Below are 19,930 nucleotides of genomic sequence, written 5' to 3' on the forward strand. Positions count from 1 at the left end.
ATAGTTAATAGTTAATAGTTCATAGTTAATTGTTGAGGTCTTCATGACAAAAATGCCAATCAAATCGACGCTGTTAGCGCTTTCATTTGTGATAACGGGTTTATTTTCAGGGGCGGTAAGTGCTCATTTTCCATTAATGAATTGTTGGTTAGAGTCTGACACAGTGGTTTGTGAAGCGGGTTACAGTGATGCCAGTACTGCTGTTGATTACGCTGTAAATATGTATGACTACGATGACAACCTGATTGCTAAAGCTGTAACAGATAAGCGTTCAATTGCAGAATTTAGCAAACCGGATACGGACTTCTATCTAGTATTCGATGCCGGTCATGAAAACCCGGTTGAAGTCGATGTTGTTGAGATAAGCGCAAAATGATCAGTCAATCAGTCCATGCAGACGATGGTGGTCGTGAAGGGAAATGGGTGGCGTTATTAATTGTTCTAATCTTAGCGATCGCGGCATTACTTTTACCTTATCACCAAGCGATATCGAACAAGAAAGTACTCGCGAATCATCAGATCTCGATTAAAGATTTACGGTCTGTTGAATTGGCGATGATCGCGGAACTGCGCTTAGCACATGAAGAGATCCGCAATATTCATCAAGACAGTCTTGAGCTAGAAAGTGTCGAATTTGAAGGTGTCGATATTTGGCCTGATATGGCTGAACTAAAAGAGCTATGGTTAGCGCCATTTATTATAGATAAAAGCTGGGAACGTAAAGGTAAGCATGACTGGCGTAAAGTCGCGCCAGCTTTATATCAAGGCATTCCTGCGCTGACAACGGGCAGTGTTGCGGTGTTATTAAATAGCCAAGATACACGACCAGAAGTGTGGCTAGCATTAGATATACCCATTCCTGCACCGATGACAGCAAACGCGATTAATGCAGACGATCTTATTAATGCAGGCTGGAAACAAGTGGTGTTTACTGATGATCACGATTCAGGCAATACAGAGCATACAGATAAAGACCGCCACTAAGATGTGACGCGTGTCGACAATGAGAATAGCCATGATGAAAAAAAGCATAATGAAAAATAGCATCAATACAAGCCTGAAAAATCTAATCACAGCCGTCGCTACTACAGCGGTATTGCTCATATGCGGGTCATTACAAGCAGCAGAAAAATTAACAATCGGTATTACCTTACAGCCTTATTACAGCTACGTAAAAGCGGTTGTTGGCGATAAAGCGGAAGTATTACCTTTGGTTGACGAAGGTTTTAATCCCCACAATTACCAACCACAACCAAATGATTTACGTCGTCTAAAGCAGATGGACGTGATTGTGGTGAATGGGATTGGCCATGATGACTTTGCCTTAAAAGTCATTAAAGCCGCAAACCGTGATGATCTGATTGTGATTGAAGCCAATAAAGACGTGCCGTTATTACCTGCTATTGGTCAATCTGTCGGTGACGGTGCAGTAAATCCACATACATTCGTTGGTTTATCAACGACGATTCAGAAGGTTTACACCATAGCAACGGAGCTGTCTAAGATCGACCCTGATAACGCACGTACTTACCGTAAAAATGCGCGTAAATACGCAACCGAATTTCGCAAAATGAAACGTCAAGCTATGCTCACGCTGGGTGACTTAGATACATCCGGTATGCTGGTGGCGACTACGCACAATGCTTATGGTTATATTCTGCAAGAATTCGGTGTTGACGTCGCGGCGGTGATAGAACCTGCACACGGTGTTGAGCCGAGTGCGAGTCAGTTGCAAGAAACTATCGAAAAGATCCGTGCGTCGAAGATCGATGTGTTGTTCTACGAATTAAATATGCCAAGCCGCTATGTTGAAACTATTGAGGCGGCCACTGGTGTGCAACTTTACCGTTTCTCACACATGACACATGGTGCGTACGAAGAGAGCAAAGTGGCTGTTGAAATGAAAAGTAACTTAGATACCTTAGTTGAAGCAATGAAGTTTGCAGCAAAGCATTCACTTGCTGATACAGCAGTAACCGCTCCTTCAACAACTCATCATGCCTCTATCAACAAGCAGCAAGGAAGTTAATTGTGGGACCTGCAATTCGTTTACAAAATGTCGGTTTGAAATACGGTGATCATGTCATTTTAGAAGACATTTCACATTATTTAGAAGCGGGTCAATGCCATGTGATCATGGGGCCAAATGGTGGTGGTAAAACATCATTGTTACGCTCTATTTTAGGGTTAACCCCTTTCGCTGGGAATATTGATATTCAGTGGCCTGAGCATAAAGGCAATATTGGTTATGTGCCGCAAAAGGCTACGTTTGAGTCTAGTTTACCCTTTACGGTGATGGATTTTATTTTGTTAAATAAAAGTCGTAATCCACTGTTTTGGCGTAAGTGTAAAAAAGATCAGGATGATGCACTGGCACAACTCGATCGTGTGGGTATGGCTAACCGTACCGACCGTCGTATGGGACAGTTATCGGGTGGAGAACAGCAGCGTGTGCTATTTGCGCAGTCACTATTGGATAACCCTGATCTACTGGTACTTGATGAACCAACAACGGGGATGGATGAACAAGGCGTACGTTACCTTGAGTCATTAATTCATGAATTAGTTCGTGAAAATAAAACTATCTTAGCAGTGCATCATGATGTCAGTGCTGTGCGCCGTTTAGATGGTCAAGTGCATGTGGTTAATCGTCAGTTAGTTGATTCTGGCTCCGTGTCTGATGTGTTACGATCAGATAAAATTGAACGATTATTCAATCATTACACAGGTGGTAATGTTACTGATAGTCGTTCAGTAATAGACTGCGCTCAAGGAGTTAAATAATGGATACGATCCGTCATTGGGCCCAACTGGGTGTGGATGCTGGTTGGTTGAGTGAGAGCTTCTCTTATTCGTTTATGGTGAATGCGGTGGTTGCCGCGTTATTACTGGGGCCACTACTCGGTGGTTTAGGTACGTTAGTGATCGCCAAACGCTTAGCTTTCTTTTCAGAAGCGGTTGGGCATGCTGCGTTAACAGGTATTGCCTTAGGCGTATTATTAGGTGAGCCCGCTGAGAATCCGATCATCGGCTTATTTAGTTTTTGTATGATCTTCGCCTTGCTACTGCACTTTGTGCGTAACCGTACTAATGTGCCATACGATACCTTGGTTGGGGTGTTTCTGGCATTTGCATTAGCAGTTGGTGCGGCATTACTGATGTATGTGGCACGTAAGATTAATATCCATATGTTAGAAAATGTGTTGTTTGGTTCGGTCTTAACGATCACTGATTATGACTTGCTTATCTTAGCGGTAACCTGCTGTGTTATTTTATTGGTATTGATACCGACTTTTAACCGTATTTTATTAACCTGTATCAGCCCTGATATTGCTAAAGTACGTGGTTATGCGACTAATTTTTACGACTATTTATTTGTCATGATGATCACCCTCGTTACGATTGCTTCGGTAAAAATTGTTGGCGCTGTATTAGTGGGGGCACTGCTATTAATCCCAGGTGCAACAGCACGGTTATTAACGAAAAACATGGGTAGCTTTGTGCTTATGTCTGCATTTCTAGCGACGATCAGCTGCCTACTAGGCACGATCTTACCAATGGAATTAAAACTACCCATTCCTTCTGGCGCGGCGATCATTATTGTATCGACGAGCTTCTTCTTAACTGCCACTTGTTACCGCATTGTTCGTAAGGGATAACCGATTATGACTTCTTCATTATTCACCATCAGTGCGGCTGTGCTACTGCTGACTTCAGCGCTTAGTTTTAGTCAAAAGGTGAGTGCCGCAGATATTCTTACCGCGACACCTGTGACTTATATGTTAGCGACAGAGCTAACGAAAGGCACGGGTATTTCCACACAATATTTACCACCAAAACGTTATGGTATATCGCGTTTACCTAACTGGTTTAGCTCGAAAGGTGCGACGTTAACAGAGAAAGCAGCCATTGATGCACAAGTGAGTATCACCCTTGGTGCTGTATGGCCGCAAGATCCATTATTCGTACACGCACGTAAAGGCAACATTCGTATGATTGAAGTGGATGCATCACAAGCTATTTCTCCTCGTGCGCAAGGTGTTGCGGCGCTGCGTTTAGAAGACGGTAGTATTTCGCCTTATACTTGGCTTAACCCGACTAATTTAACCCGTATGACGGCGATTGTGAGTCAAGATCTACAACAAGTATGGCCACAGCAAGCTGCGACGATTGCGAGTAACCAGCAAGCCTTGATGATGTCGGTGCGTCACTTAATTAACCAGCAACAGACCATGTTATTAGACAATGAAATTGATTCTGTTGTGTTGCTGTCGAGTGAGTTAGAAGACTTTGCGTCGGGCAATCAATTGTTTGTGGTTGAACGTTTAACTAAACCAGAATTGGAATGGTCGGCAGCAAATAAGCAGCAACTTGTTAAGCTATTAACTGAGGATAATAGCTTATGGGTACTGACCTCGAAAAGAGCGAGCAAGCAGTTAAAAACCTTAGTGCCTAATCCGGCTCGTATCTTAACGATTGACAGTATAGATCGTTGGGGCCGTGGTATTAACGCTGATAAACCATTACAACGCTGGCAGTTAGCGCTTTAAGTTTCGTCTCTGTGTTTTTCTTAACATGTGCCTATAAGTGGGTATAATGGACAAGGTTAAAATAAGGATTATAAAATGAAATATCATCGCTTAAATGAGATCATCGAACTGTTACAGCCTGAATGGCAGAAAACACCGGATGTGAATCTGTTACAGTTTTTATCTACCTTAGCGCAAGAGATGAAATTTGAAGGGCAATTAGCTGAGCTGAGTGATGATGCGCTTATTTATCACCTTAAAATGCGCAATGCAGCAAAGAATGACATGATCCCTGGCTTGGCGAAAGATCATGAAGATGATTTTAAAACTGCATTGCTCAAAGCTCGCGGCTTTATGTAGACGATTACTTATTCAGTGTCCCCAGATAGCGTTTCAACATATCGGGTGCATTGTGGTCAGCTAAAATAGCCACCGGTGCATGTAATGCTACTTTTCCATTATCGATAAAAGCGATGTTATCGGCGATCTGCAGGGCATCATCCGGATTATGAGTGACCATTAAAACGGTAATACCATGTTCTTTATTCAGCTTGGTAATCAAGCGTAACATCTCTTGACGTAATGCGGGGTCGAGGGCACTAAAGGGTTCATCTAACAGCAATAGCGGCTGTTTTCGCGCAAGACAACGAGCAATACCAACACGCTGACGTTGCCCTCCACTCAAGTCTGGGGGTAAGCGATTCAGTAGCTCGGTTATTTCTACTTGCTGCGCCGCTGTTGCAAGTGCTGTTTTTTGCTCGGCATTTAACTTCATGCTTGGTGCTAAACCAATGGCAATATTTTGTTTAACGGTTAAGTGGTTAAACAGATTATATTCTTGAAATAGAGTCGTGATCGGTCGTTGTGCAGGCGCTTTCGTTAAGATTGAATCTTGTTGAAAGCGAATATCACCCGATAAGGGTTGATTAAAACCTGCAATCAAATTAAGCAGGGTTGATTTACCTGAACCACTTGCGCCGAGTATTGCTAAGGTTTCGCCACAATTGACCACCAAATCAAACTGCATCTGCATTTGTTCATAAGCAAAGGCAATGTTATCGACCTGTAATAATGCATTGCTATTACTTAGGGAGTTAGTATTGTTTAAGGGAAGACTATTCGGCATTTTTGCCTCCAATAATACGTTCGAACAAATAGAAAATAACACCGCAAAGGGTTAATAAGAAAATAGCGGTAACAGCGGCGGCATCAAGTTGATAGCTATCTAGTTGACGATAGAGCACCAAAGGTAAGGTTTGCATATCTTGGCTGCCAAATAATGCAATCACACTTAAATCACCCAGAGATAATACACTGGCCAGTCCTAACCCCATTGCGACCGGCTTACGTAATAATGGCCATTCGATAATACGCAAACGTTGTAGGCGTGATAAACCTAAGCTAACGGCTAGTTTGTCATAAGCAGCAAAGCTGTCTTGGATCGGTTGGCTTAATACCCGAAGTAAGTAAGGTAATGACATTAGGGCATTGATTAAAATAACTAACCACGCGGCAATACTAAATACATCAACATAAGGGCGTAATAATAAAAACAACCCGGTACCGAGAACCAGAGCCGGCACCACTAAAATAATAGCACCAATATTTTCAATGCCATAAGACAATGCTATTAGCTTAAAGCGCACTTTCAATATGCGTGTCGAAAATAAAATTGAGCAAGCAAGTAACAAGCTTAATAAGCCCGAACTTAGCGCTATTTGTAGTGAGAGTCTTGTGGCTTGCCATAACATAGGATCACTAAGAACTGTAAGGGTGTTGCTATTGATACCACTGCTAAAAATGGCCAACATTGGTGGCGCTAACAGACAACTGGCTAAGAGAAAACTGATAGCATCACCAATTTTACTGCTTAACGTGTGGCAATCGGGGCGACGAAAATAATTACCTGATGGTGCTGACATAGGCTGTGACTTTAAAAATATCGCACTAAAGATCATTAATGCCACGGTGATCGTAACTTGAATAACCGCCAAGGCTACTGCTTGTTCGATATCAAACTCAAATTTTAACGCTTGATAGATAGCGACTTCTAGCGTGGCATAGTTAGGACCACCACCGAGCGACATCACAATTGCGAAACTCGTAAAGCACAGCATGAAAATAAGACTGATTAACGAAGGCAATTGTTGTTTTATCTTCGGCCACTCTAAGGTGATAAATATGTGTCGAGATTGTAAGTTAAGTTGACTGGCTAAGCGCCAAGATTCACTGGGGATCGAGTCTAACGTTTGCAGTAAAATACGTGTAGCTAAAGGGACATTAAAAAATAAATGGGCAATAAGAATGCCGGTTAAGCCATAAATATAATGGCCTGTTTCTATGTTGAAAAGCCCTAATAATTGATTAATCCAACCACTTTTACCGTGCACAGCAATAATACCAAAGATGGCAATGATAATGGGTAGTACCAGTGATAAGTTAAACAGTTTGATAATCATTTGTTTACCCGCGAATTCTCGACGCGAGAACGCGCGTGCTAAGGGGATCGCTAAACCAATACTCAAGCCAGTTGATAAGGCCGCTTGGTATAAACTAAAACTAATAACATGCTGGGTATATGAGTCTGCAAGGACGCTGCGAAAGTCTAATTCCGCTTGTGAAAAATTAAGTAGGGCAGTAAAACTGCCACCCACAAGGATTAAAATGATGCTGATGGCGAGCACTGCGCTACACCACCAGTATTTATGCGAATTAGCGATCATAATTTTTGATTAATTGTTTACTCATTTTTGAGTAACAGCGTTACGCCATTCCTTGACCCAAGATTTACGTGATTGAGCAACTTCTTCTGGTGTGAACTCTAAGGTCTTTGTCGGTGTAATTAATTTGTCGAACTCACTTGGTAGTGCCGCTGCTTGTTTAGCTGGTAGCATCCAGTTACCCGTTGCAATCACATCTTGGAACGCTGGAGTGAGTACGAATGCCATGAACTGCTTCGCTAACTCAGGGTTTGCCGCATCTTTTAGACGGGCAACCACTTCGGTCTGTTGGTAATGACCTTCACTGAATTCAGCTGCTTTATATTTGAATTCTTTTTCTGCGACCATGTGGTATGCCGGTGATGTGGTATAGCTTAATACCATATCTGCTTCACCTTTTAAGAACATGCCGTAAGCTTGGCTCCAACCCTTCGTAATGGTGACCGTTTTAGCTGCGATTTGTTGCCATGCTTGTGGTGCTTTATCACCATAAACAGCTTTTACCCATAACATAAACCCAAGACCTGGTGTGCTGGTACGTGGATCTTGATAGATAATGCTGAGATCTTTACGCTCGATAAGTTCGGCTAAACTTGCTGGTGGGTTGGCCAATTTTTCACTGTCGTAGATAAATGCAAAATGACCATAATCGAATGGAATAAAGTACTTATTAGTCCATGCGTTTGGCAGTGATAATGTACTGATATCTTGTTGGTGTGGTGCAAGCAATTTGGTTTTTACTGCTTCAGCCATTAGGTTATTGTCTAAGCCTAATAATACATCAGCCTTGGTGTATTTACCTTCCAGTTTTACACGATTAAGAATGCTAACACCGTCTTCTAATGCTACAAAGTTTAGCTGGCAATTGCATTCAGCTTCAAATGCTGTTTTTACTTTTGGGCCTGGGCCCCAGTCGGATGCAAATGAATCGTAAGTATAAACATTTAATACTGGCTTGTCAGCCGCGTTAGCGACTTGTAGTGATAGAGAAGGTAATAGTATGGCAGTGAAAAGTGCTAGTTTTTTGATCGTGTGCTTCACGGGTACTCCTAGAATGTGAAGCATAGAACTTATGACTCAGTTGGTCGAATCTCATTCCTATGCCAGCATTATCTGGTTCAAGTTATTACGGGTGTTATCTCAGCCACTATGACTCTCTAATGAAAAGTCTGGTAGCACCCCGATGAGTGAAGGCACATTGTATTTCGATTTGCGTCAAAGAGCCAGTGGCAATAATTATATTGACTACCTAATCAACTACCTAATTGACGTTACATTTGCTTACGTTACTATTTTTAACAATATGATATAAGTGGTTGTTTATGTTTTTCATATCATTAAAAAATAAGGGAATAAAATGAAAAGTATAGTGTTTACTCCATTACGGAGTGAAGTTGTCATTATAACCTCATCTCAGGTGTTTACACCTTCTGGTAAACCGCTATGAATTTTAAAAGACGTGATTTTATTAAGACTGGGTTATTGGGTGGGTCGGGGATATTTCTTAGTTCACCTCTTTCTGCTTTACCTCAATTTTCATTATCTGAACAAACTGGTGTTATGACTGTTTCGTTCTCGGGCACTGCTTGTACTCGAGATGAAGGTGAGGTGTCTCGGGAGGGGAGTGACAAAGATATATATTTGCCTTCAACTGGATATATTCCAGTCAGAATTATTAATGAATTAGGCGGTGTCGGAAAGACGGTAAGAGGGGCTGGTGAGAATGACTGGGCTCATACAAGAAATACAAGCGAACCGTTATTAATAAGCGGTCCCCTTAAGGCTCCTGATGATTTACTCGATGATATTCGTGGTTATACCAGTGGCGATCAGCGCTCAAGCTATAAAGAATCGATACTGGGCTGGACAATGCCGGCTTTAGCATTACATGGTGCAAATGTTGCGGCGGCTAGTAAAGCGGATACATTTAATTTTATTGGTCATAGCCGAGGCGCTTGTGAATGTATTATGGCAGCTTGGTTTCTCTACGCTTACGGTGATGAAAAGACGAGAAATACACCAGTCAACATCCTCGCTATTGACCCTGTTCCAGGACCTGGAACCTGGTGGAGTATTTTGACGCAATTACCTCCAAATGTTGTTAACTATGTGGGTATCTACTCATGGGATCAGTCGTACAATTTAAATGTTCAAGACCATGCTTTTCAGGCTCTAGTTCCTCGACCAAATGGACGAATGAGAGACGAGGACAATAATATAACGATCCATGAGCAATCGTGGTGGGATTGGATTAAAAGATATCCTGGATGGGGGGTTATGGCGAACAACGTTCAGCAGGCTGATCCTTTATTACCTGATGATAAACGGCCTCAGCCTAAAGGTTATGAACTCTATGCTTGCCGCGGTCGACATGGCACCATTGCCGGTAATACAACGGCTGATGGTAACTATGATCCAAAAAATACGAGTAAGAATGTCGCACCTGTACCTGAGCTGATATACAAAATAGCTAGGGGTTATTTGACGGAGTGGGGGTCGAAATTTTCAACTCCCTGTGCAGTTGCAAAAAGTGTATTAGAGTTACGACAGGAAATTCATACCTTCCATCGTGAGTTTGACGTAATGGGTGGCGGGGCAACTCGAAACAGCAATAGTTTTTCAAAAAGACCTTATGTTCGACGAATTTCATCTCTTTGGGGACGAAATCCAAATGATACTTATTACATGGAAGATGTCGTTGGTGATCCACCTTATAAGCTTGCATACCCTGTCACTAAAGAAAGGAAAGGCAAGGGCTGGGTTGATTGGAAATTCTTATAATTGAACTTCAATTAATTTAAGTGGTTATGTTTTTAGTTTTTAGAATAACGTCAATAGATGAGAATAAATATGAGTAAAATAGACGATATTAAGAGAGAGTTGTCCCAAAACAAGCTTTTTTATCATGATAGCGAAAACAATTATGTGAGATTACTGGATACTCCAAATATTTGGGGAATGTCATTTGGACCTGAGATAATGCCGAGGGCGATTGCACGTCAAGGTGAGTTTGAACGAGCAATTGTTGAAATTGTTCAAAAAACACGTTACCGGTGTGATGTGTCCTCTCTAAATAGTCCTGATCCTGACTGGGCCAGAGCTATTTTAGGTGCAATTGATACGTCATTAACAAAGCGTATGGGCAGAAGTGAATCGACGCAATTTAGATTTTTATTTGGACAAACCCCCTTATACCCGATCAATGAACCTGAGAATCTAACTGATTTTAAAGCGGCATTAATTCGCCTTGTTAGGCTCCGCTCTAAGTATTGGGAAGTAATGCCTGAATTTGTGATTGGCCGCTTTTTCGAGCGTGTTTCAGGATCTTGGATATCGGCACAAAAGAAGTTTTTACCTGCTGCATTAATATCTGATTCTGATACAAAAATGACTTGGAATCATACTAAGATTATCGCCTGTGATGGCGTTGAGTCTTTAGTTGGTGGTCATAATCTAAATATGGATTTATTTAGAAGTTATCCGCCAGTTCATGATGTATCAGTGGTGGTTCATGGTGATGCAAGCCATGGATCTCAGTTATTTTTAAATGAGATGTGGAAAGCTGATACTTTTCTGCTAACCAAAGAATCATTAGGTATTGATACACTTAGTTGGAATAACAGAGATGCTGAACCTGACTATCCAAGTGATCCATTAGCACTAAGCTATGTTCAGGATTATATAAAAGAAAAACAAGGTAATATTTTAACAATCCATGAGACGGGTGTTCAATCTGGATCCGATCCGGTAAGACCAGACTTAGCACCATTGCCTCCAACCAGTAATATTAGAGAGTTTGATTTACGCTCAATAGCTGATTTAAAGGCCAAGGTATTCGAAGAACGTAGCGTATACAATTCTTATGCTCAGTTAGATCAATATAAAAAGGCCAGTCGAATTTTAACGGTAGGTAAATACTGGACTGGCCCTAACCGAGACACTGATTTTAAAATAGGTTCTGAAATTATGAAGAAAAGCCTTATTTTAAATGCAAAAAGCAGTATTCGCATGTCACAGCAGGATGTCATTAGTGCTTGGAAAAAGAACTGGAAAGATCATGTAGTGTGTCATTGGATCATTGAAGCATTATTAAAAAATGAAAATTTGGATGTTCAGATTGTTGTTTCTCCATTAGATGCAGGAGCGGGTGCAGCTGGTGATCAATATTCATTTGGTTCGGGTGCCGTTCGCACATTTGAATTAATTAAATATTACATCACCCACGATGTAGATACTGACACCCTACTTGATGATAGTGATGGAAAACGTGCCGATACATTATCGCGATTATTTGTTGCGCCATTTTTTTATACGGATCAAGTACCGTTCGATAAGCAAGACGAAGGGGAAACATATAAGTGGCCAGAATTACCAATCGAAGGTCGAACGGCGACTTTAAAAGGCAAATCGTTATCGGAAGAACCGCCTAAAAATGGGATTATTGGGCATCCATTCTGGACGACTATTAGTGCCAGTGGTTATTTTTATGGCCGCGTGGATGCAGCACCTGGGAATCATGCCAAGATTATGATTGTTGATGATGAAGTATGTATTGTTGGGTCTGACAATATGTACCCAGGTAATCTTTCTGAAGTTAATTATCTTATTGAAGGTGAGGCGGTCGGCGAGTTACTTAAATCGTATTGGACACCGTTATGGAAATATTCTAGTCCGCATGCGCACACTGGTTAACTGAGACACTTTTTCCATTTAGGTTTGCGGCAGATCCATAAAGTTTGGATTTGTCGCAAAATTTATTCTGACTTTCACGAATCTAGATTTAATTATCCTTTGAGTGGTGCATATAAATATGTATTTGCACCAATAATACCCATATTTATTATACACACCTTATTTGTTGACTACAAAGTCAGGTTTAACCAATTGTTTTTAATTACTTTATTGTTTTCATATGTCTATCTAAAGATTACTGGCATAACACTTGCCTATTTAGACATAGGTTAGTAGCTTGATGCCGTTGTACTTGATCTAGCATCGAATAGTAAGATAGAAATGTTAACGGATGATTTAATTAAAGAATATCTCACTGTGTAAATAACATGTTGGATTGGTAACATCTATGTCAAAATAGTGTAAACAATCTAAAATATAAAAACGCATTGGCGATCTAATACTTAAACGGAGATGTAAATGGAATTAACGCCGAGAGAGAAAGATAAATTATTGTTGTTTACGGCGGCTTTAGTGGCTGAGCGTCGATTGGCGCGAGGTGTAAAGTTGAATTATCCAGAATCTGTTGCCCTTATTAGTGCTGCGATTATGGAGGGGGCTCGTGATGGCCGAACTGTGGCGGAATTAATGACATTTGGTCGGACAGTGTTAACAGCTGAACAAGTCATGGAAGGTGTGCCAGAGATGATCTCTGATGTGCAAGTCGAAGCTATGTTTCCTGACGGAACCAAACTTGTCACTGTTCACGAACCGATAATTTAGGGGTTGTCATGGCAAATAAAACACAGACAGGATCAGGCATGATCCCGGGTGAAATGAAAGTCGGTAGTGGCCATATAACTTTAAATCCTGATATGCCTACGATTTCGGTTTCGGTATCGAATGTTGGCGATCGCCCTATTCAGATCGGTTCGCATTACCATTTCTATGAAGCGAATGATGCGCTGATCTTTGAACGTGAACTTACCTTAGGTTTTCGGCTTAATATTGCTGCGGGTACTGCGATTCGTTTTGAACCGGGACAAAGTCGCACTGTTGAATTAGTCGCCTTTGGTGGCAATCGCATGATTTACGGTTTTCAGGGTAAGATCATGGGCAGCATTGATGAGCAGCAACGTAAGGATGGTTCGACGAGCAAGGATGAGGATAAATAGATGGCAAAGCTTTCAAGACAAGCATACGGTGAAATGTTTGGGCCAACAACAGGTGATAGGCTGAGATTAGCAGATACAGAACTGTGGTTAGAAGTAGAGCATGACTATACCCGCTATGGTGATGAAGTTAAGTTTGGCGGTGGCAAGGTCATTCGTGATGGGCAGGGGCAGAGTCAGCTTTCTTCGAAATATACGCCAGATTTAGTGATAACGAATGCCGTTATTCTCGATCATTGGGGTATCGTTAAGGCGGATATTGGCGTTAAAAATGGGCGTATTATCGCGATAGGTAAAGCCGGTAATCCAGACGTACAGTCTGGCGTTGATATTATTATTGGTCCAGGTACTGAGATTATCGCAGCTGAGGGGTCGATTATTACAGCTGGTGGCGTTGATTCTCACATTCATTTTATCTGCCCACAGCAAATAGATGAAGCGTTAACCTCGGGTATTACAACCATGATTGGTGGCGGAACAGGGCCTGCTACGGGGACTAACGCTACAACCTGTACGCCCGGGCCCTGGAATATTCATCGTATGCTGGAGTCTCTCGATCACTTTCCAATGAATTTTGGTTTGTTAGGTAAAGGTAATGCGAGTGTACCTGCGCCTTTGCATGAACAAGTTTCGGCGGGGGCGATAGGCCTAAAGTTGCATGAGGATTGGGGCACAACCCCGGCCTCTATTGATAATTGCTTAACCGTTGCTGATGAAACCGATGTGCAAGTCGCTATCCACACCGATACCCTGAATGAATCTGGTTTTGTTGAATCCACTTTAGATGCCATTGGCGATCGCGTTATTCATACTTACCATACCGAAGGCGCTGGTGGCGGTCATGCTCCAGATATTATTCGTGCTTGCGGTGAGTCCAACATATTGCCGTCATCGACCAACCCAACGCGTCCTTATACGGTTAACACAATCGACGAACATCTAGATATGTTAATGGTATGCCACCATTTATCACCGTCAATTGCTGAAGATGTGGCTTTTGCTGAATCACGCATTCGCCGTGAAACGATTGCAGCAGAAGACATTTTGCATGATCTGGGTGCTTTTTCGATGATCGCGTCGGATTCGCAAGCAATGGGACGCGTAGGTGAAGTGATTTCACGTACTTGGCAAACAGCCCATAAAATGAAAGTACAGCGTGGCAGTTTGCCGCAAGACCCTCCGCACCATGATAACTTCCGTATTAAACGTTATGTGGCTAAATACACCATTAACCCTGCTATCACACACGGCATGAGTCATGAAGTAGGTTCTGTTGAAGTGGGGAAATTGGCGGATCTGGTGTTGTGGAAACCGGCATTTTTTGGTGTTAAACCAAGTTTAATTATCAAAGGTGGCATGATTGCGTCTGCCCCAATGGGCGATCCGAATGCTTCAATCCCAACGCCACAACCAGTTCATTACCGCCCTATGTTTGGTAGTTTTGGCCGAGCTTCACAGAATACATCCATGTTGTTTATTTCTCAGCAAGCTAAACAGGACGGCATTGCCGAGCAATTACAGCTTAATAGTTTGATTGGTGTGGTTAAGGATTGTCGCCAGTTGCGTAAATCTGACATGATATTAAATGATTGGTTACCGACCATTGAAGTGGACTCACAGACCTATCAAGTACGCGCTAATGGCGAGTTGTTAGTGTGTGAACCTGCCACTGTACTACCAATGGCGCAGCGATACTTTATGTTTTAACGCGTCGATATTATCAATATTCATCAGTATAAATTTTGTTATAAATTATTTTAAGGAAAAAGTAATGTTTAAATCTCTATTTTCAAAACAAGCAGTTTCAGAGCAAGGTGCCTCAAAAAAAGTCATTTCTTTAGCTGCGGGATTAACTGCAATATCAACAGCGGTATTTTCTGGTTCAGTACTGGCACATACTGGTCCTGAAACTTTCATGGCAAGTACATTTACCGATGGTTTATTGCATCCATTAATGGGATTAGACCATTTTGTTATGCTATTAGGTGTGGGTTTTTTAGCGGCACAAATGAAAGGTAAGCAAGTGAGTATTATTCTTGGTGCGTTAGTTACTATGTTAATCGGTACTGGTTTTGGTGCGTTAACAGGTTTGATTACAGGAATGGAAAGCTTAATTTTAGCGTCTGTATTTATTGTTGCGGTAGCAGTTTGGAAGCAAAGCCAGCAAGTCGCTGCAAAGGTTAACTTATTATCGAGTGCAGCAGTAGTCATGGTGTTGTTCCATGGTTGGGCACACGGTGTTGAAGCACCTGCTGCGCAGTTAGTGCTATTTGTGCCGGGTATGTTAATCAGTGCCGCTGCTTTATTAACGCTTGGTGCTGTGATTGGCCGACAAATAAGTGCTAAATGGCTAAGCCCATGGCTGGGTTTAAGTGGAGTATTAGTTGCCTTTTTAGGGGCTTAAATTGATGAGTTTTCCATCGACTATTCGGTTCTCTCGCCCTGATAGTGAGCAAGGTTGGCGCGCCGAGATCCGACTTAAATATGGTGTGAAAGGTGGTAAAACACGGTTGCTTGAGCGCCAGCAAGTCGGTCCTTTAGCTGTGCAGAAAACCTTTTACCCTGAAGGGGGAACGTGTCATACCTATCTGTTACATCCTCCTGGTGGTGTCGTTGGTGGTGATCAGCTTAGTTTTGATATTAATGTCAATTCAGCGTCGCATGCGTTACTCACTACGCCGGGAGCGACAAAATTTTATCGCAGTAATGGCGATACAGCGTGGCAATCTCAGGAATTAACTGCCGCTGACGGTGCTTTTTTAGAGTGGCTACCGATGGAAAATATCTTCTTTACTGGTGCAGAGGTAAGGTTGACTACCGATGTTAAGTTGGAAGGAAATGCCCGTTTTATCGGCTGGGAAATGCAGTGTTTTGGTCGTCCTGTATTAGATGAAGACTTTACCCATGGAAAAATTATCGGACAAACACATATTTTTCGTGATGGTAAATTATTACTTGCCGAAAATTTACGACTGCAGAATAAAACCCAGCTGGACTATGCTGCTTCGTTACGGGGTTACCCGATGATGGGCTGTTTGTATATTAGCCCAGTGGATGACGCACTTGTCAGTCGTATTAACCTGGTCATCAATGAACAGCAAGCACGTTTCGGAGATAGGGTATTGCTTGGTGCCAGTGAATTAGAGGGATTATTAGTCGTTAGGGCGCTGGGGCAACATACAGAACCTATGATGGCGAGTTTCGTTCAGATCTGGTCTGCAGTTAGAGAAGCGTGGCTTGGTTATATGCCTGACGCACCGCGGATCTGGTCTACGTAATTTTATAATAAGGAATATGAATGATCAAATTAACGCAAATATTAACTGTAGCAGCTAATTATGTTGATGCTTATGTGTGTTTGACCATGTTACAGCGCACTAAGAGTCGTCTTAAGGTTCAGTTAGAAGATGGCCGTGATGCGGGATTGTTTTTACCTCGTGGTCAGCTATTAGAGCATGGTACACAATTAACCACGGACGATGACTTTATTGTCGAAGTTATTGCCGCAAAAGAGCTGGTTTCAACGGCGCGTTGTGATGATCCTACCTTGTTTGCTCGAGGCTGTTATCACTTAGGTAACCGCCATGTACCATTGCAAGTTGAAGCCGGATGGTGTCGTTTTCAACATGATCATGTATTAGATGACATGTTGATAGGTTTAGGTTTGGGAGTCACTGTTGAGGAGGCGGCCTTCCAACCTGAACGGGGGGCTTATGGTGGCACCACAGGTGGTCATTCACATAGTAATGAGGAAGAATACGTACATCCTCATGAACATTAATTATCAGCAACACGGGTGGAAGTCGCTATGGATAATATGTTAGCTGAATTACGGCTTTATCAGTTGATTAGTCCTTCGCTACCTGTGGGTGGCTTTACTTACTCACAAGGGCTTGAATGGGCAATTGAGAAAGGTTGGGTGACAAATGTTGCTACGTTAGAAGATTGGCTATCTGGACAAATGTTCGAAAGTTTAGCGAGTCTAGAGCTACCCATTCTTATCCGTTTACAGAGCTGTTTAGCCAACAAGGATCATCAGCAGGCGAAGACTTGGTGTGATTATTTAGTGGCTAGCAGAGAAACCAAAGAAATGCGTTTAGAAGAGCGACAGCGTGGTTTAGCTTTTGTCCGTCTATTACCAAGGTTAGGCATATCATTGGACGATAGTGAACTGGCTAACATCGTTGAAACGACACAGCTGGCCGCGTTTGCATTGGCTATTAATCAGTGGGCCATTCCATTAGAAAAAGCGTTGGGTGGTTATCTCTGGAGTTGGTTAGAAAATACTATTGTTGTTGGCATTAAATTAGTGCCATTGGGGCAAAGTGATGGCCAGCAATTATTAATGAAATTAGCAGGGATGATCCCTGCCGCTGTGCAACAGGCATTGGCGATAGACGATCAAGATATTGGTAGTTTCACGCCCGCTCAGGTGATGGCGAGCTGCCGACATGAACAGCAATATACGCGATTATTTCGCTCATAAGGATTTGCAATGATAGAATTTAAACAACCATTACGTATTGGTGTTGGTGGTCCGGTAGGCTCAGGTAAAACGGCATTATTAGAAGTATTATGTAAAAGCATTCGCGATACTTATAATATCGCAGTAGTAACGAATGATATTTACACCCAAGAAGACGCTAAGATCTTAACCCGTGCGGGGGCGTTGGAAGCTGATCGTATTATCGGAGTTGAAACTGGTGGTTGTCCACATACGGCGATCCGTGAAGACGCATCAATGAATCTAGCGGCGGTTGAAGAGTTAGCTAAGCTACACAAAACGCTCGATGTGGTATTTGTCGAAAGTGGTGGTGATAATTTAAGTGCAACCTTTAGTCCTGAATTAGCCGACTTAACGATTTATGTGATTGACGTTGCTGAAGGTGAAAAAATTCCACGTAAAGGTGGCCCTGGTATTACTCGTTCTGATCTATTAATCATTAATAAAATTGACTTAGCTCCTTATGTTGGCGCGTCGTTGGAAGTGATGGAACAGGATACTAAGCGTATGCGCGGTGATAAGCCGTATGTATTTACTAATATGAAAAAGGAAATTGGCTTGCAGCAGATCATCGACTTTATTGTCGATAAAGGCATGTTGGACTGCTAGCTGACTTTTATAATCAAATAGTTATTTGGATCTCATTATTGTTGTTATACAACGCCGAGTTAATAAATGATGACTATACTCAAAACAAGATAAAACAATTCATAGTTTTAGATTATTTATAACTTGATAACATTTATAAACTATAGCAATAAGAGGGATATTGATGTGCTAAAAGCTAACTTAGAACGACGTAGTTATCATCGGATGTTAATCGACTCACCGGTTCAGGTAACGGATAAAGAAAAGAATGTTACCGCTATCTGTCGTGATTTAAGCGCCAGTGGAATGTCGTTAGATGTACCTGAAAGCTATTTTTCATTGAATGATAGCGTCAGTATTTTTCTACCGACTGGCGATTCACGTGTTCCGCCTCTACAGGCTGAAGCGAAGGTAACACGGGTTGATAGTGACGGAGATATTTATCAAATAGGTGTTGAATTTACCAGTTTGACTTAGTCATCTTTATTTATATTTGAGTTATAAATAAAGCCAGATAACATGATAATCCAATAAAAAGGCCGATGGTGACTATCACTATCGGCCTTGTTCGTTATAACCATTTACCTTATTAAAAAAGTATAATGTTCATGACTAATTTGAGTTACTATATTAAATATTAAGCACTAACTTTAGCGGCAATTAAGTCACCCATTTGTGCTGTGCTTTGTACTGGTTTAGTATTTTCAGCACTGTGTAAATCGCCCGTTGCATAACCTTCTTCTAAAACAAATGAAACCGCTTGCTCAATCGCTTGTGCTGCTTCTTCTTGTTTTAATGAGTAACGTAGCATCATTGCCGCAGATAAGATCTGTGCAATTGGATTCGCAATTCCTTTACCTGCTATATCAGGTGCTGAACCACCTGCTGGTTCGTACAAACCAAAATCAGAATCGTTCATACTTGCAGACGGCAACATACCCATCGAACCTGTAATCATTGCACATTCATCCGAGATGATATCACCGAATAAGTTGCCACAAAGTAGTACATCGAATTGCGATGGATCTTTGATCAACTGCATTGCTGCATTATCGACATAGATATGTTCTAGTTCAACTTCTGGATAATCCTGTGCGACTTCTAGTACCACTTTACGCCATAAAACAGATGTTGCGAGTACGTTAGCTTTATCAACAGAGGTTACTTTATTACCACGTAGTTTCGCAGCTTCAAAGGCGATGCGAGCAATACGATCAACTTCCGCACGGCTATATAACATCGTATCAAAACCAGTTTCTTCAGCCCCTTCGCCTTTGTTACCTTTTGGTAAACCGAAGTAAATACCACCTGTTAATTCACGTACTACGACTACGTCAAAACCGTTGTTTGAAATATCTGCACGCAGTGGTGAGAATTTTTCTAAGCCTGCATAAATTTTTGCTGGACGTAGGTTACAAAAGAGCTTGAAGTGGCCACGTAATGGTAATAATGCACCACGTTCTGGTTGCTCTTGTGGTGGTAGTCCTTCCCATTTTGGACCACCTACAGAGCCGAATAAGATGGCATCTGAATTTTCACACGCAGTGAGTGTGCTTGCTGGTAATGGAGTACCGTGGTTATCGATAGCAATACCACCAACGTCATTAAAATCATACGTTAGTTCTAAATTAAACTTACTTTGCACAGCAGCAAGTACTTTAATTGCTTCCGCCATTACTTCTGGACCGATACCGTCACCTGGTAATACAGCAATATTGTGTTTTGTTACAGTCATCCTTAGCCGCC

General features: G+C 41.9%; 22 protein-coding genes. 18 read left to right on the forward strand and 4 right to left on the reverse strand.

The features are described 5' to 3' along the window. Positions 1–43: 43 nt before the first annotated feature. From BT797_RS01295 to BT797_RS01325, 7 genes are all read left to right on the forward strand, one after another. Positions 44–376 carry a hypothetical protein gene (locus BT797_RS01295; protein ID WP_045108986.1) on the forward strand — a complete coding sequence of 111 codons (333 nt, stop codon included), beginning with the start codon at positions 44–46 and terminating at the stop codon, positions 374–376. Beyond that, entirely contained in the window at positions 373–984 is a 612-nt protein-coding gene (locus BT797_RS01300; RefSeq protein ID WP_045108987.1) for a DUF6162 family protein, read from the forward strand. The genes BT797_RS01295 and BT797_RS01300 overlap by 4 nt, the downstream gene beginning before the upstream one ends. 31 nt (positions 985–1,015) lie before the next feature. After that, entirely contained in the window at positions 1,016–2,029 is a 1,014-nt protein-coding gene (locus tag BT797_RS01305; RefSeq protein ID WP_244534090.1) for a metal ABC transporter solute-binding protein, Zn/Mn family, read from the forward strand. A 2-nt stretch (positions 2,030–2,031) separates the two neighbouring features. Then, positions 2,032–2,784, forward strand: coding sequence for a metal ABC transporter ATP-binding protein (locus BT797_RS01310; RefSeq protein WP_045108989.1), 753 nt, complete (start codon positions 2,032–2,034; stop codon positions 2,782–2,784). Further along, on the forward strand, positions 2,784–3,659 hold the full coding sequence (locus BT797_RS01315; protein WP_075470925.1) for a metal ABC transporter permease: 876 nt from the start codon (positions 2,784–2,786) through the stop codon (positions 3,657–3,659). The genes BT797_RS01310 and BT797_RS01315 overlap by 1 nt, the downstream gene beginning before the upstream one ends. Before the next feature lie 6 nt (positions 3,660–3,665). After that, entirely contained in the window at positions 3,666–4,550 is an 885-nt protein-coding gene (locus BT797_RS01320; RefSeq protein WP_045108991.1) for a metal ABC transporter solute-binding protein, Zn/Mn family, read from the forward strand. Between the two features lie 75 nt (positions 4,551–4,625). Next, positions 4,626–4,889, forward strand: a complete 264-nt coding sequence (locus BT797_RS01325; protein WP_045108992.1) for a YihD family protein — start codon at positions 4,626–4,628, stop codon at positions 4,887–4,889. Between the two features lie 4 nt (positions 4,890–4,893). Here BT797_RS01325 and thiQ read toward each other — a convergent pair whose 3' ends face one another. Genes thiQ through thiB form a run of 3 tightly spaced genes read right to left on the reverse strand, consistent with a single transcriptional unit; the run spans position 4,894 to position 8,290 of the window. After that, entirely contained in the window at positions 4,894–5,655 is a 762-nt protein-coding gene (gene thiQ / locus BT797_RS01330; RefSeq protein ID WP_045108993.1) for a thiamine ABC transporter ATP-binding protein, read from the reverse strand. Further along, positions 5,645–7,252 (reverse strand): thiamine/thiamine pyrophosphate ABC transporter permease, encoded by a 1,608-nt coding sequence (gene thiP, locus BT797_RS01335; protein ID WP_045108994.1) that lies wholly within the window; start codon positions 7,250–7,252, stop codon positions 5,645–5,647. Before thiP ends, thiQ begins: the two co-directional genes overlap by 11 nt. A 21-nt stretch (positions 7,253–7,273) precedes the next feature. Continuing rightward, positions 7,274–8,290, reverse strand: coding sequence for a thiamine ABC transporter substrate binding subunit (gene thiB, locus BT797_RS01340; RefSeq protein WP_045108995.1), 1,017 nt, complete (start codon positions 8,288–8,290; stop codon positions 7,274–7,276). Positions 8,291–8,692: 402 nt separating this feature from the next. Here thiB and BT797_RS01345 point away from each other — a divergent pair, with 402 nt between their 5' ends. The 11 genes from BT797_RS01345 to BT797_RS01395 all read left to right on the forward strand — a co-directional run bounded on the left by BT797_RS01345 (position 8,693) and on the right by BT797_RS01395 (position 18,661). Further along, on the forward strand, positions 8,693–10,030 hold the full coding sequence (locus BT797_RS01345) for a hypothetical protein (RefSeq protein ID WP_045108996.1): 1,338 nt from the start codon (positions 8,693–8,695) through the stop codon (positions 10,028–10,030). A 69-nt stretch (positions 10,031–10,099) separates the two neighbouring features. Continuing rightward, complete coding sequence (locus tag BT797_RS01350; protein ID WP_045108997.1) at positions 10,100–11,941, forward strand: phospholipase D-like domain-containing protein; 1,842 nt, start codon at positions 10,100–10,102, stop codon at positions 11,939–11,941. Between the two features lie 459 nt (positions 11,942–12,400). Further along, positions 12,401–12,703, forward strand: coding sequence for an urease subunit gamma (ureA, locus tag BT797_RS01355; RefSeq protein ID WP_045108998.1), 303 nt, complete (start codon positions 12,401–12,403; stop codon positions 12,701–12,703). A 38-nt stretch (positions 12,704–12,741) separates the two neighbouring features. Further along, positions 12,742–13,095, forward strand: a complete 354-nt coding sequence (locus BT797_RS01360) for an urease subunit beta (protein ID WP_211705400.1) — start codon at positions 12,742–12,744, stop codon at positions 13,093–13,095. Next, positions 13,096–14,799 carry an urease subunit alpha gene (gene ureC, locus BT797_RS01365; protein WP_045109000.1) on the forward strand — a complete coding sequence of 568 codons (1,704 nt, stop codon included), beginning with the start codon at positions 13,096–13,098 and terminating at the stop codon, positions 14,797–14,799. Between the two features lie 64 nt (positions 14,800–14,863). Continuing rightward, on the forward strand, positions 14,864–15,496 hold the full coding sequence (locus tag BT797_RS01370; RefSeq protein ID WP_075470927.1) for a HupE/UreJ family protein: 633 nt from the start codon (positions 14,864–14,866) through the stop codon (positions 15,494–15,496). Between the two features lie 4 nt (positions 15,497–15,500). Continuing rightward, a complete protein-coding gene (locus BT797_RS01375) occupies positions 15,501–16,370 on the forward strand; it encodes an urease accessory protein UreD (protein ID WP_045109002.1) in 870 nt (289 codons plus the stop codon). A 20-nt stretch (positions 16,371–16,390) separates the two neighbouring features. Beyond that, positions 16,391–16,873, forward strand: a complete 483-nt coding sequence (gene ureE / locus BT797_RS01380) for an urease accessory protein UreE (RefSeq protein WP_045109003.1) — start codon at positions 16,391–16,393, stop codon at positions 16,871–16,873. 27 nt (positions 16,874–16,900) lie between these two features. Next, positions 16,901–17,578, forward strand: coding sequence for an urease accessory protein UreF (locus BT797_RS01385; RefSeq protein WP_075470929.1), 678 nt, complete (start codon positions 16,901–16,903; stop codon positions 17,576–17,578). A gap of 9 nt (positions 17,579–17,587) precedes the next feature. Next, positions 17,588–18,205, forward strand: coding sequence for an urease accessory protein UreG (ureG, locus tag BT797_RS01390; protein WP_045109005.1), 618 nt, complete (start codon positions 17,588–17,590; stop codon positions 18,203–18,205). A 165-nt stretch (positions 18,206–18,370) separates the two neighbouring features. Further along, the gene (locus BT797_RS01395; RefSeq protein WP_045109006.1) at positions 18,371–18,661 is read left to right on the forward strand and encodes a PilZ domain-containing protein; all 291 of its coding nucleotides are present in this window, start codon (positions 18,371–18,373) and stop codon (positions 18,659–18,661) included. Positions 18,662–18,821: 160 nt separating this feature from the next. On the opposite strand, the gene leuB is transcribed toward BT797_RS01395, so the two are convergent. After that, the gene (leuB, locus tag BT797_RS01400; RefSeq protein ID WP_045109007.1) at positions 18,822–19,919 is read right to left on the reverse strand and encodes a 3-isopropylmalate dehydrogenase; all 1,098 of its coding nucleotides are present in this window, start codon (positions 19,917–19,919) and stop codon (positions 18,822–18,824) included. Between the last annotated feature and the right edge of the window lie 11 nt (positions 19,920–19,930).

Source organism: Moritella viscosa (assembly GCF_900120065.1).
In the GTDB taxonomy this organism is placed as follows: Bacteria; Pseudomonadota; Gammaproteobacteria; order Enterobacterales; family Moritellaceae; genus Moritella; species Moritella viscosa.